The following is a 13,443-nucleotide window of genomic DNA, read 5'->3' as shown; positions in this document are numbered from 1 at the left end:
CCCATTGAGGATAAAAAATTTCTTTTAATCAAAATTAGACCAGTGGTTAAGACGTAAATAAAGATCGCCCAATATTATATATTCGGGTTAATGCTGAATTTATATTGCGCTTAGGCGCCGCGTCATCAGAGTTTTCCTCCTGCTGTTTCTTGTTGATGCCTGATTGCAGGTAGCTAATATCCATCAATGAGTCGCTTAACTTAATCCCATAATGAGGAATAGTGACAATCAAATCCCCAGGAAAATTATGGCGTTTTAACAGCGAACGTAGCTGGAAAATCAACTGATGATAATTATTGTCACTTATTCGTTGATGATTCTCATACCAAACCAAATTAATGATTTTACGCTTGCAATTAATCCCTTTGAGTAAGGCGACAAGAAGTCTTTTTTGCCCTTCACTTAAGGAAATAGTTTGTTGGCTAGAGTGAACAGTTAGCTTGTTGATTGAACATTGAAGCGTAAATATATTTTTATATGTGAGCTTCTCATCGCCAAGTAGCTGGATGCACTCCTCTCTCAATAGCATCTTTTAAGTCCTAAAATTATGTATTAAATTCATTTTTGGTTTCTCTATTAAGGCATAGTATTTTTAACACTACAAAGGAACTAATCATACTATTGCTTAGTGTGCCAAATTCATATATCAATCAATGATACTGAGCCATCAAGAAATGAATTCATACCACTTAACTTATCTGAGAATACTTGAGAAAAGATCAGTTATTTTATTAGATAAACTGCTATTGCTTAAGTCAAAAAGCGAGTTCCTTCAGGCAATGACTTTCAGACCAATATCTTATCTAAAGTGACATCCTCCTAAGCACTCTTTTTCCGCTAAGTTCATGTTTGACCACTGCTGCGATATGTAATAATACTAATGCCGCTAAGGTGGTGCAGGAAATGATATGAGTTGTATTGAAGATTGAGGTCACCGCCAAGTTATGAATTGGTTGCGGAATGCTAAAGAGATCAAAAACATTAATGTCTCTTTCCATCATCAGTACTCCAGTGATCAATACAATGGCAATATTCAAATAAATAATAAAATGCACGACATGCGCAATAATTTTTGTGGAACGAGTAGAATTCACCTCGGTTGCCTTTTCTGCCGTGAAGTAGAAATACAATCTGATGATAAACACAGGGATAAACACTGTTGTTAGCGATACATTAATAAATCCTATCAGTGTTTTCAGTGTCGGGGTGACATCAAAGAGTGCAACATAAAACCCCGTCACTGTTGCCCAAATAATAACCGCTGCAGAAACCCAATGTAATACGATCTGTTGCCAAGAGTATTTATTTTTCATTTTTATGTTCACACTAATAAGTGGTACAAAACGAGTACAGTATTCATATCCGTTTGGTCCGAAAAAAATTGCCCTATGTAAGCGGCAATGAGGCGTAAATAGATGGTGCAGTGCTTGACTGATAGTTGAAGGTATAAGCTTCTCTTACTCAATCAATATCAACTGTACTGATTCCATGTGATAGTGAGAAATGAACAATATTGATGTTGATGCATTTAATATTTGCTCGTTTCGTTTTCTTCCTGTTTGCAGTTGAACTACAGTATAGCGACACCAAACCTCACATAAAATTAGGTGTACTCTCCAATCGTTGTGGGAGTGTTCCTAAACCGTACGTCTGATTATTTTATGTTGAAGGAGTATGAGTTATTTCTTTGTACGCATGGTTATGCGGTTTTTGAAAGAGTCGATAGCGATGCTTTGCTACTTTATTTCGATAAAATATTATAGGAATAGCACGTAATGGAAATAAATAGTTATCGTAATAAGAATACAACGTCAATTAATCGTGTTGACAACGCTAGCATTAATCAGAAATCACCAGAAAACAACAATAAGAGCGTTGGGCGTTTTATAAAGCATGTTCAGAAAGTTAAACGTGTACCTCTATCGGCTATCACGGCAAAAATAGCTCGTCATACACTTAATGAACAACGGCTGGAAAAACATCCCTCACTCTTGATGCTCCCGCAGAATGTTTACATAAATCCAGTACAGCAGGACATTTCTGGTGAAACGAAAATACCTCTGGCTAGCATAATCACGCATATCAAACCAAATACGATAAGTAGGAATACCAAGCCATTGGAGGCAAATGCAGATCTTATCAATGAATTAAAAATTAAGTTGGAAGCGCGAAACAATACCAGAGGAGTGGTTGAAAATAAAAAAAGCAGCGAACCCAATAAGTTTCAAAAAGAAATAGATGCGGCGAAGGCAAAGTATAAGTCTGAAGAGCCAACCCGGATTGCCAAAGAAATTACAAATGATATCAGAATTGCCAAAGCAAAAGAGGCCGAAGCAAAGTTGGCGTTAGCGGCAGAGCAAGAATCTAAAATGGAATTGGGCCAAGTTAATACGACCCTCAAACTTGATGCGAAAGGTATTCCGTTACCACCTCCGATGCCTAAAGAACAGAGTGTGCATCATCAGGGAACGGCTAATCTCGCAGGGAAGCAGATGAATACCAAACCGAAGCATGTAGGTTTGAATGCCAAGTTAGAAGTCAAAATGAACAGCGTTATCCAAGAATTAACGTTAAAGTTGGCAGAAAAAGGTCCAGCGAAACTGTTGACTGAAAATAAGCACAACGATGACGGTAATAAATTTAGAACTGAAATAGCTAAAGAGAGAGAGCAATATTCACTTGATAGCCCAAAACGACTTGAAGCAGAAAGAATAATGGATGCCAAAGTGGCCAAAGCACTTAGCGACGAAAAGGCTTTGGCGTTAGAGGCGGGAAATGTATCAAAAATTCAGGAGTTTAAGGCGTCTCTCAAACTTGATGCCAAAGGCATCCCGTTACCTCCGCCGATGCCAACGGCGTAAAGTTGAAAATGGTTTCTGATGAATGTACCAAGCATCATGTGGCGATTTTAAAAAGAGTGCATCTATCATCTTTAAGTTAACAGATGCTACTCTTTTATTTTTCTACTATTGAATAATCCGCAGCCTGTTATTCAGCTATTGTCCACATAGTGATTGTACCTGCTTGATTCTTCATTGTAGGGCATAGTTAATGAACTGAATTTGTATTGAAACGGTTAGCTTTTTGGCGTTTTGTCATTAAATTAGACTCTTGTGGTTGCTATCATTATTTGACAGTTCCTTATCGATGTCTTTTAACAGAGACCAGTTATTTTCAATAGGTATAGGTTTATCTAAGTGATTTTCATTTGTAGTGGACTTGTTATTCTGGTTTGTTTTTTCGGTAGCGGATGACTTATCTGGGCTTATTTTATTGATAATGTCAGTATTTTCCGCCATGTATTTGGTCATTATAGCTTCCATGAAAACATTTTGTTTGCCCATTTTTTTCGAAATCAATTCTATATTGCTATTTTTTGAACCTACTAGTTCTGGCATTATGTTTGGCGCGATGGCGAATGCTAAGTTTGATGCGGTCATCTTGTTAGAATTCTGTTGAGCAACCACGTTGGATAACAACGGTAATATTTTTTGTATTGGTACTGGAAGTTCACTTATTATGGGAAGCGTCTTTATATCACTTTTATTTTTGTTAAATTCTTCAGCTAGTTTGTTAAGGGTGATTTTATCGGTAAGGCTTAATGCCATCCGGAGATTTTTTTTGATTACTGAGCATAAAGCATGAGGCCTGTTAATATTTTCTATTGCATTCATCATTTTATTGTCATCACTAATACTTAAGGCCTGAGTGAGTTCTTTCTCATCTTTTAAAAGACCAGCTTTTCGGAATATCCCTTCTTGCGTCAGAAAAGACTCGCTGCTGTTAAAGTAATCAATGGATCTCTCTAGATTAGACATTGCATTGTTTTGTTTTTTAGCAGAGTGGCCGATTGTAATAATGAGTTTCGATAAGAGTTTAGAAAAGAAATTTGAGCAGTCTTTCTTTGTATTATTTACATTCGCTGCGTTTTCTGTGTTCTCATTTTCAGTCGGTCTCTCAGAAGTAATGTTTATTATTCTTTTGAGCCTGCTTATAAATCCACCATTAGTGTTCGATAAATCATCAGTTGGTTGACTGTTCGTATGAGATCTTGCTGTGTTGATAATCTCGGTTCTATTAAGGTTGATACTAGTTACGCACATGCTATTGACCTCGGAAATTAACAAAAGGTCACGCTAATATATTCTTCGATTAGCCACTATCATTTTCCGAGGAACAAGCCGCTGTAATTTAACCTTTTACCTTCGGTTTAAGCATGGTCTATTTGTGCATGAAATTGGGATACTGTTTCTTTCAACGTCACGAGGTCACTCGCATTTTCAAGTTGTTCGCATAAGTAAACTTGTTCAGGTGTGCCAAAAAGCTGGCATAACCCCAGCATCTTATGACCTATTTTTTGCACTGCAGCTAGATCCCCCGTTTTGGCAATCTCCTCAATACGGCAAAGATAATCACGTACACTGGCGCGATAGCGTGCGCTAAATGTGGGGTCAGACATCACTCTTGTCCTCTGAGGTAAAATGATCTCGTATCAATTGCTGCCACTGCTCACGTGCGATAGGTTTTTGCAGTAAGTAATCCATACCGACTTCGCGAGCGCGCTGCGCATCTTCAGCTTTCAATGAAGCTGACTGCCCGATAATTAATACGGGTTCAGCGGTATCTTGCATCAATTTTCTGAGGTGAAGTACCAGTTCGAAGCCATCACTTTCATCTAACCGACAATCGGTCACGATAATGGTGTGGTGGTGCTGTAACCAACTTTGGTATGCCTGTTGGGTATCAGGTACCGCATCAACCTGAAAGCCTAAGCTGCTGAACAGTTCATATTGCACTTCCAGAAGCAGAGGCTCATCTTCGACGACCAATAGCCGACGTGATTCAGTCATAACTGAGGGGAAGGACTCTTCTGGCGTGTTGTTATCGCTCTCCTGTTGCTGTTCTTCAGCAAACAGGCTTGCGATAGCCAAATAGAGAGCAGAAGCATAAACAGGGCAGGGTACAGTCGTACAAGCCCCCATTCGATTCGAAAGTAGCCAGTGGTTTTTCGTGAAATCCAACGTCATATGAACCGCTGGGCCACTTAACGAGCTGAGGACTGGGTCAGATTGTTGATAATAGGGAAGTTCGCAGCCTTCAAGGATCTGTGTGACTTCGCTTAATGATGATGGCGCTATGTCTGCCGGCAGAATCACGTATAACTCTTCAGGCAATGGATTTTCAATCTCATAATGAGCGGGGATCATGGGGAAGCCGAATCTTATTCTTGAACCGATGCCAGGCTTACTGACAATACCCAGATGCCCACCCACGAGATGGATATTCTTCTTCGCGACAAATAATCCCAATCCAGTCCCTTTGGGCAGCAGAGGGTCACTATCTGAGCGATGCTGCTTACCTTGATAAAACGGTTCTGAAAGTCGAGCTAATACCTTGTGTGGGATACCTGTACCTGTATCAGTGACTTCTATGCTGAACATATTTTTACTGTCAATTTGCACTAGCGCACATTCAACCAACACCATGCCACCTCGCGTGTGCTTGATCGCATTATTGACAATATTATTCAGGGCTTGGGAAATGAGCGTGCCATCGATCAAATGTGGTAAAAAACACTGTTTCGATGAGTAACGGACCTGAAGTGTCGTACCCTGAGTTTCGGCAAAACTGGCAAAGAGTTTGGCTGTGGTATCACACAGTTCCGCCAATATGTGTGGTCGCGGTTTCTGCTTTACTGAGCCAGCATTGATTTTGGCGTAATCTAGCGATAGATCGAGATTGTTCAATAACTCTTGTGTGACGTGAATAATATTAGACAGTCGGTCTCGTTGGCTGGTTGACGCGGTTTTGAGTACCAATCCTTCGCAGGCCGTCAGAATCCCTATTAGTGGTGTTCGTAATTCGTGAGCAAGTACAGACAGTTCTAAGTTATTTTTTGAACCCAGTAGCGTGAGTTCTTTTCTTAACCGCTGGTAACGATAAAGTACGAACAGCAGCACAGACATTAAGATAGCGCCCAGAATGTAGGCATAGCGAGTATTGTTTTGAACCGAAATGGTTTCACCGATAATCCATTTCGATGTGAGTTCTGCTTGCTGTTTCGGTGAAATTGAGGCGATGACTTTGTTGATAATGTCGATCAGAATTTGATCATCTGGGCGAGCAGCCATCACCAGCGAAATATTGGCGTTGTTGGGGTAGGACATCTTTAGCTGCCCCGGGTAAACGACATTCATATAATAAAGTGCAGTCGGTGAGAGGACGACTGCCGCAGCCGCACGCCCACGTACGACTTCACCGATAGTTTCCTCTGGCGCAGTAGCCACTTTGTAATTGACGCCGGGATAGCGATTTGTAAACCATTCAACCAAAGACGAATAGTCTGTTATGGCGATACGCCCTTCTGCTCGCCCCTCCATGAGATCTTCTGGCGTGGTAATATTACGCGACGTTTTGCGCGTCACTGTCACTGGCCAAGTAGAGAAAATCGGATGGCTACTGACCAGACCACTGTCATAGGCGAACATGGCAGAAGTACTGGTGATGAGTGAGATCTCGCCGTTTTGCAGGTTTAGAAATGTACTATTTGCACCGTCACTAGGGACTAACTGAAACTTTACGCCAGTCGCCGCGGAAATTAAGTCAATAAAATCACGCGTTAATCCAATGTGCTCGCCATTTTTATTGAGATCTTCAATCGGAAAGAATCTCGGGGAAATGCCATACTTAATAACAGGATGCGTCTTTATATAGTGCTGCTCTTCTGGAGAAAACACGATATTCTTTATGGCATAGCTGTTTGCAACCGGCAGCAGCAATAGGATTAACGTAAGATAAACTTTATAGAAGTATTTCATGGGCATATTTAAAGAAATCAGCATTTGAAGTGAAGCCTAACTTTTTAAAGGCTCGTGTTTTCGTATTTGACACCGTTTTGAAGCTAATATTCAAAAGGATGCTGATTTCTTTTTGATTCACGCCATTGAGCAACATTCTCAACACTTCGGTTTCACGTTCGGTTAAGCTGTGGCGATTCTCAGGTTCCGCTGGCTGTGACATGGCGGCCAACTCAATGGGAAAGAACTTTTTACCACGATAAATATATGAAATGGCAAAAAAGAGTTCCTGAATATCACTATTCTTCTGAACAAATCCCCATGCGCCGGCTTGCCAAGCAATACGTGCTACAGCCAAGCTTTTATGGGCTGTATGCACGATGATTTTTAATTCAGGGCGCAGTTGCAGAAGGCGCTTGATAAGTGCAGCGCCATCTTGAGAGAGTGATTGGTCAACTTCAGCATCTAGTGCATTGAGCGAATAATCTAACAATAACATTTCGATATCGTCATTGTTTTTGAGTAACTCGAGGAGCTCAGATGCATTGCTGGCACAACCTACAACGTCAAGCGATAATTCACTGTAAATAACTTGGCGCTGCGGTTCTTTATGGTGATAAGGGAACTTCGTTAAAATCTCTTTTAGAGCCAGCCGGCTGAAAGGCTCATCTTCTATTATTGCTATTTTTAACGTGCTAGTTTGTACCATTGAAGCCTCAAGAAAGAGGTAAATGCTAACTGTTGTGCACTATCAGTGTTAACTTCTTATCAGGTTGATCTGTGAGCGGTGTTAGCTTATCGCTCATCATAATAAGTTTTCCGTCTTTCTCTACCCTGACACTGATACTGAGCTGATGTGATAACGAGGATAACTCATTGTGTAACGCTAAGCGAAATGGAATCTTCTTACTTTCCGATTGAGTCAGAAAAATATAATCCCGGAAAGGGAATTCCTTCTCTCCCGCGATCTTACTCTGCGTCACTGATAAGGTTACTGTGGCATCTTCAGGTATTTTCTGATTAAAGTTCTGAATATTTCCTTCAAGGTAATAACTCTTATTGCTTAAGCTCATTTCAGAAATATGAGCGCAGCCGGATAAAGTTACCGTTATAAATAGAATGAGGCAGCGGAAATAGTCTTTAGCAGAAATATTAAGGGCGTACATGGTGTTATCCTACTGTTAAGACATATAAGAAAGAAAAACCAGCAGCAATAGCAAAAGTACCGAATGTAATCGCTTTATCGATAATACTTCTCTGTGGGGTGTTGTTACGCTGCGTAGTTTCTATTGTTGCTTTATGGGCAATGTGCGTTTTTTTAGTTCCGGTATATAAAATACCAATCCTTGGTAACGTCGTAATCAATCCTTCGTCTAAACTTGCCTTCTTAAACGAACTGCGTAATTGCCTAACGAGCTTATAATAACTACTTTCCGTAACAATGACGCCGCGCTTCTCCCAGATTTCATACATAACCTCTCTTTTGCTACAGGTGTTTTCCAGCAACATTTTTAATAAGCAAGACTCACTCTCTGAAAGAGAAATGGTATTATTCTCACGAGAAAGAGTTCGTTTTAAAGGATTAAAAATGACATCTTCGCATAACACAGTAATACATGAATTGGTTTGATCGTTGACCATGATAATTTCCTGATTGTATAAGTTTGCCGAATATCTGGCGTATCTTATACAACCAATATGTATGCTTCTCAATGGTGACCCACTAAGATCGCCTTATTTCATACATTAAACAGAGTACTCTCTATGCCTATGGAGAGTATTCCACAGGCCATTCAAGTATTCTCTTTGTTGCGGCGCACAAAGGTATCAAAATGTTGTGGAGGATGCCAATAGTGATGTCGTTTTAACGGGTAAAGTTGGCGTGTCTTGGACTATTTTCATGATTTTATTGGCATAATTATCTCTGTAATGGGGGGTTTCTGAATGATAAGCCCCGACGGCTCGCCAGCTATAACCATACTTATTAAACTTCTGACTCAGCAAATAAGCGCCAGCTTGGATGTTAATGCAAGGCTGCATCAACATTTTCTCATGAGTAATAATGCCTAGTGACTTAAGGCTTTCAAAATTAATTGAATTAATCTGCATTAGACCATAATCATAGCTACCATTTTTATTAAGATTAAGCGCCTCAGGTCGTCCACTAGACTCTTGTTGAATAATGGCTTCGAGAATGATCTCTGGTACATTCCAGCGAATGGCGGCTTTAGATAAGCAGGACGCTTGGGCAACAAATGAACTCAGAAAAATAATGGCTAATAAAGCGTAAGTAATAATTTTCATAGTAAAGTTATTTTAAATTTCATCAAAATCGTCGTCGTCGTCATCATCTTTCGATACTTGACCGAATTTTGATAGTATGTCTTGATTTATTTGGGTGACGAACATGCTGTTTGCATAATACATCGCATATGCGGGATTAAATTTTTCTTTCAGTAAGGTTTGATCCCCAGGGTGCTCAGATATTTTCAGTGTATTGAGCAGACCATCAATAAATTTCTCATGTTCAGTGGCTGATAAGCCCCTTAGTTGTTTACTGAGAAGAACAAAAAGGTCTTTTTTATCTTGTGTGGCGTGTAAACTTTCAATGAACTTATTGATAGCAGATTGTTCGCTAGCGGAAATTTTAGGCTGAACATTTAGCTGATTTGGTTTCATTGCTTCTGGTGTACTCGATACATTTTCCTGCCACGCTTTAGTGACGCGAAGGTGGATATTATTACTCTGAGGTGCCGGTTTCGAGTTTTGGACCGTTGCTGCTGCCATTTTTAATGCGGAATGAAGTATGGGTAGAGTCATTGAGTGCTCCTGATTGGCTCAGTTGTTCCGTAAGATTGTGATACATGTCCTTTCTGGCTTGTAGAATGGTACAGCGTGCAGAAGGGGTAAATATGTGTGGTACCGTATTTTGTACTGCACTTTCTGGCGAGAAATGAATGATTTCATTATCGATTTCCAAGGCAATACTTTCCTCTGCTCCTGCGAGAGCGTTGATGTGTTGTCTCTGCGCCAGTGCGGGTTTAAGTTTTTTCAGCAATGCAGGCGGAAGATATATTTGGATCGGTGACGATTCAGGATGGAGCTGAAGAAAGTGCTCACTGACGATCTCAAAAACGCGCTTGTCACTAAAAATTTCTGCCAACAGCTTTTGCAACTTTGCTTCACTACGGAGCAATATCTGCTGATATTGATTTTGGCTAGACTCTAGCCCCTGCAATAGATCTGCTAATAATTTTTGCAGCCCATGCTGATACCCTTCCTGATAGGCAATGCGGCGTATTTCATTTGCTTCCTGTTGCGCTATTTGGCAAGTCGTCGCCGCTTGTTTTCGGGCTTGTTCTGTCAGCATCTTCTTAAAGCGCGATGCTTTCATCACCTGATGCTTAATGAGCACCTTCTCTTGCGCTGTTTGATGGATATCGAATTCAGTTTTCTCGGACATAACGGAAAGCTCCTTCTATTACATTCCAGGGGAGTGCCTTTTTCACTGGAACATTCATTAATTCTCGGCTTGCGGAACTGAACATGTAACTGGCACGCGTAGTGTATGCAGAACCAAAGGGGGCCAGCCCTGCCAGTATTTGAACCGCTCCTGCGGTGAGGAGCGTTTGTGGATTTGGCGGCTCCTGTTGTGGTTGTCGGAAATCGTCACTGAGATGGTGATGCAGCCCAGCATAGTAGGAGGTCTTTGCCCACCACGGCAGTGGCAATGGATGCATAAGTATGCCTAACGCCCAAGCGACCTTAGGGATATCCGTCCACTTGTTAGCCATAAAGTCCGGCAACATCAGCGTATTTCTATCTGGCATCGGGAGTTGATACTGCATCAGCAAACGATGGTTATGGGCTCGCTGCAATGGCGGTGGTAGAGCAAGGTAATCGACTTGGCTATGCTCCACATGAAAGTAATGCCCAGGTGCCAGCATAATTTCATGCTGGCATGGGAAGGTTGACTGGTAAGGAGACACCGTCATGATTTTTGCTCTGCGCTGACTGAGGGTAATTCATCCGTATTACTCTGCTGCTTACGGCGGCGAAGTAACAACAGAATGCTAGTACCGGCTACCAGCGTGGCCGCAATAGAAGCTAATAGAACGGGTAAAAGCGATGACTTCGTCTCATGACTGACTTGGCGCTGCAAGGGTGGGCGTTCGACCACAACCACAGAGACATTATCGTAGCTGGCCTCTGTAAAACTGTTAGTGAGGAATAACTTAATTTTATTCATCATCTGTTTTGGATCTTCATTTCCGGCATAGGTCACCAGACTTGAAACTTGTTGAAGCTGCTTGGTCCGGTTATTGCTACTTAAGGGGTAACTCACATGTACTCTGGCATTAACCACACCTGGGATGGTCAATAGCGACTGTTGCAAGCGTTGTTCTATCAAAGAAAGCAAACGTGAGCGTTCCGCTTGAGGAGAGGCGACAAGCGAGTCCCCTGGAAAAGCTTGAATAATCTCAACCTGTTCCTTAGAAGGTAAATTATACAGACGTAACAAATCGACAGCAGTGACAAAATCGCCACGTGCCACTTTGATTGAACTCCCAAGTTTACCGTTTTCTCTGCGCGTACCTTCCACACCGTTCTCTTGTAGAACGGCCAGCACTTCATTGCTTTGGCGCTGGCTTAATTCCGTGAGCAGTACTTGGTTATCACAACCACCTAATAACCCAAGAGCGGAGATTATCAGTAATTTATTTAGCCTATTCATGGTTTACTGGGCTTTTAATACGGAATCGATAGCGGAAACACTTTTGTGCGTCAGTGTGCTAATCATATTGATCGCGAGACTATAATTACCGACACGATTTTGTAACTGTAATAACTCTGCGGGGTTTGTTGCATCCCCATTGTTGACTTGATTAATAATGGCCGCCTTTTCATTACTGGCTGTCACACTATAACTGGCAAACAAGCTTCTGACGCGATCTTCTACAGGGCTATTGATACCCACTGACGGAATATGATTTTCTGTGGCAGGTGCCAAAGCAGGCGTGAGATTAATAAACATTGACATTAAAAATCCTTAGTTATTACGCAATATACCATTAATGAAAAAAGTAATATTGCGTAATGATGATATCGTTACATATTACGAATGATAGCTTGGGAAGTGTCTTTAATTGACTTCATGATATTGCTTTGTGCTTGCCGTGCTCCATTATAGTGGCCATTAAGTGCGGATATTTTTGCCAAAACAATGGGGTTGTCCATTTCATTATTAGGATTTTCAAGCGCAGCTTTCAGTTCATCGGCTAATGCTTGAACTCGGGTATTTAATAGCGCACCGCTACGATATGTCATCCCCCAGTTTGCCGTTGACGTTGCATCAACTTTTTCATATTCAGATGTTTTCCAGTTTCCGTTTGATTCTAGTCCAGCGATTGGCATGATAAGTCCTTGTTATTAAGTAGTGGTTTTAGAATGATACTGGCTTAAAGTACCAGTGGTTATTGCCTAACAGCACATAGCCGTTTTCATTATTGACGAAAGATTTCCCCGCAATATGATCTGTTGTCAGGGAAATAGAAAATTGAATATGGCGTGCCCCCCATTTTTTTGTATATTCATCGGCAAAATTAATAGCCGACAGTGTTTGCTTATCGTTCAGATTGGCATTAATAATAAATATAGGAGAACTATTTTTATTAGCGACTCGCCAAGGAACATTACTTTTCGTTAAGCCTTGCTCCGCTTTTTCGAATAACGCTTTAGATGAATATTGTTCCATTTCACTGCGGGTAGCGCAGGCAACAGAATGGGTCAGTGTTTGCTGAATACGCTTATTATCCAATTCAGAAATATGAGTATTCAACCGACGAATCACAGGTTTGCAAGGCAATGATAAGTCGACCTTTAATAGTCCTGGCAAAATACCGCTTAATTGGTTTTCAATTTCATCTTCCAAGGCACTAATTTTTTTTACGATAACGGGTTCTTGGTAATGCTCTTTAAGTAAACGTTGCGTGCTCCAATCCAGATCACGCTGCGTTTTGACTAACACTAAGCTTTGACCATTTCCGCTGGTTGTGACAGTCAGTGGTGAAGTACTGCCCTGAAGCAGCGTTTCCAATGTTTTTACTTTTTTTGCCTCAGTATTGTAGGTAAGGACTTGCCAGCCGATAAAGGCAGCAAGAACAACCAACACACTAGCGGCCACAAAAGCAGGGTGAAACTTATTCTGTGTGATGAGGTTGCGAGATACGCTCTCTGTTTCATCCTCAACGATCATTTGTGTCGTAAGGGAGGAGATCTCTTGCTTATTCCAAGGCGTTTCCAACATTTTAATCACGACTGGAAAATGTTCAGCTAACATCAACTCCTGAAAAGTGATGGGTTGCTTAGTCTCAGGGCAATCACCGCTTAAAGTCAGATAAAGCCCTTCTGTGCTAGCAATTTCAGACGTTTCCTCGCGGTCATCCGATATGATTGCTATCTCATAGTTGCCCTGTTCACTAGGCAAAAAGTAAGTTGTAAACCCATCATCATTGGTTTCAGTCCGATACTGTTGTTCCGGGCCAATAATGATTCGATGATTATCAACTTTTAGCATTAATTCGTTGCTACTGAGTGGCCCACTGGCAATTTTCATTACGCAGACGCTATTAGCCGTGTCTTTCAT

General features: G+C 41.1%; 17 protein-coding genes. 1 reads left to right on the top strand and 16 read right to left on the bottom strand.

Annotated features, from left to right (window positions below; genetic code table 11):
• Positions 1–46 precede the first annotated feature (46 nt).
• Positions 47–529, bottom strand: a complete 483-nt coding sequence (locus tag DA391_RS20945) for a winged helix-turn-helix domain-containing protein (RefSeq protein ID WP_057644081.1) — start codon at positions 527–529, stop codon at positions 47–49.
• 274 nt (positions 530–803) lie between these two features.
• Positions 804–1,313 carry a cytochrome b gene (locus DA391_RS20940; RefSeq protein ID WP_108088169.1) on the bottom strand — a complete coding sequence of 170 codons (510 nt, stop codon included), beginning with the start codon at positions 1,311–1,313 and terminating at the stop codon, positions 804–806.
• A 462-nt stretch (positions 1,314–1,775) separates the two neighbouring features.
• Here DA391_RS20940 and DA391_RS20935 point away from each other — a divergent pair, with 462 nt between their 5' ends.
• Complete coding sequence (locus tag DA391_RS20935) at positions 1,776–2,861, top strand: hypothetical protein (RefSeq protein ID WP_108088168.1); 1,086 nt, start codon at positions 1,776–1,778, stop codon at positions 2,859–2,861.
• Positions 2,862–3,098: 237 nt separating this feature from the next.
• Here the strand turns inward: DA391_RS20935 and DA391_RS20930 are convergent, their stop codons facing one another.
• The 14 genes from DA391_RS20930 to DA391_RS20865 all read right to left on the bottom strand — a co-directional run bounded on the left by DA391_RS20930 (position 3,099) and on the right by DA391_RS20865 (position 13,443).
• Positions 3,099–4,103 (bottom strand): RhoGAP domain-containing protein, encoded by a 1,005-nt coding sequence (locus DA391_RS20930; protein ID WP_108088167.1) that lies wholly within the window; start codon positions 4,101–4,103, stop codon positions 3,099–3,101.
• Positions 4,104–4,210: 107 nt separating this feature from the next.
• A complete protein-coding gene (locus DA391_RS20925; protein ID WP_050874763.1) occupies positions 4,211–4,459 on the bottom strand; it encodes an Hpt domain-containing protein in 249 nt (82 codons plus the stop codon).
• Positions 4,452–6,842 carry an ATP-binding protein gene (locus DA391_RS20920; protein WP_276308723.1) on the bottom strand — a complete coding sequence of 797 codons (2,391 nt, stop codon included), beginning with the start codon at positions 6,840–6,842 and terminating at the stop codon, positions 4,452–4,454. Before DA391_RS20920 ends, DA391_RS20925 begins: the two co-directional genes overlap by 8 nt.
• On the bottom strand, positions 6,802–7,506 hold the full coding sequence (locus DA391_RS20915) for a response regulator transcription factor (RefSeq protein WP_057644087.1): 705 nt from the start codon (positions 7,504–7,506) through the stop codon (positions 6,802–6,804). The genes DA391_RS20920 and DA391_RS20915 overlap by 41 nt, the downstream gene beginning before the upstream one ends.
• A gap of 25 nt (positions 7,507–7,531) precedes the next feature.
• Positions 7,532–7,963, bottom strand: coding sequence for a hypothetical protein (locus tag DA391_RS20910; RefSeq protein ID WP_057644090.1), 432 nt, complete (start codon positions 7,961–7,963; stop codon positions 7,532–7,534).
• Between the two features lie 4 nt (positions 7,964–7,967).
• Entirely contained in the window at positions 7,968–8,438 is a 471-nt protein-coding gene (locus tag DA391_RS20905; protein WP_108088166.1) for a winged helix-turn-helix domain-containing protein, read from the bottom strand.
• A 186-nt stretch (positions 8,439–8,624) separates the two neighbouring features.
• The gene (locus tag DA391_RS20900) at positions 8,625–9,101 is read right to left on the bottom strand and encodes a lytic transglycosylase domain-containing protein (protein ID WP_057644096.1); all 477 of its coding nucleotides are present in this window, start codon (positions 9,099–9,101) and stop codon (positions 8,625–8,627) included.
• 12 nt (positions 9,102–9,113) lie between these two features.
• Complete coding sequence (locus DA391_RS20895) at positions 9,114–9,584, bottom strand: hypothetical protein (protein ID WP_081009523.1); 471 nt, start codon at positions 9,582–9,584, stop codon at positions 9,114–9,116.
• On the bottom strand, positions 9,538–10,260 hold the full coding sequence (locus DA391_RS20890) for a hypothetical protein (protein ID WP_057644100.1): 723 nt from the start codon (positions 10,258–10,260) through the stop codon (positions 9,538–9,540). Before DA391_RS20890 ends, DA391_RS20895 begins: the two co-directional genes overlap by 47 nt.
• Entirely contained in the window at positions 10,244–10,792 is a 549-nt protein-coding gene (locus tag DA391_RS20885; RefSeq protein WP_108088165.1) for a hypothetical protein, read from the bottom strand. Before DA391_RS20885 ends, DA391_RS20890 begins: the two co-directional genes overlap by 17 nt.
• The gene (sctJ, locus tag DA391_RS20880) at positions 10,789–11,532 is read right to left on the bottom strand and encodes a type III secretion system inner membrane ring lipoprotein SctJ (RefSeq protein ID WP_057644107.1); all 744 of its coding nucleotides are present in this window, start codon (positions 11,530–11,532) and stop codon (positions 10,789–10,791) included. Before sctJ ends, DA391_RS20885 begins: the two co-directional genes overlap by 4 nt.
• A gap of 3 nt (positions 11,533–11,535) precedes the next feature.
• On the bottom strand, positions 11,536–11,838 hold the full coding sequence (sctI, locus tag DA391_RS20875; protein WP_072187300.1) for a type III secretion system inner rod subunit SctI: 303 nt from the start codon (positions 11,836–11,838) through the stop codon (positions 11,536–11,538).
• Positions 11,839–11,906: 68 nt separating this feature from the next.
• Complete coding sequence (locus DA391_RS20870; protein WP_057644110.1) at positions 11,907–12,212, bottom strand: EscF/YscF/HrpA family type III secretion system needle major subunit; 306 nt, start codon at positions 12,210–12,212, stop codon at positions 11,907–11,909.
• Positions 12,213–12,240: 28 nt separating this feature from the next.
• Entirely contained in the window at positions 12,241–13,443 is a 1,203-nt protein-coding gene (locus DA391_RS20865; protein WP_226722656.1) for a PrgH/EprH family type III secretion apparatus protein, read from the bottom strand.

It is taken from the genome of Yersinia massiliensis (assembly GCF_003048255.1).
Lineage (GTDB): Bacteria > Pseudomonadota > Gammaproteobacteria > Enterobacterales > Enterobacteriaceae > Yersinia > Yersinia massiliensis_A.
Note: the sequence above shows the minus strand (reverse complement) of the source record. Positions and strands in the feature narration are given on the sequence as shown.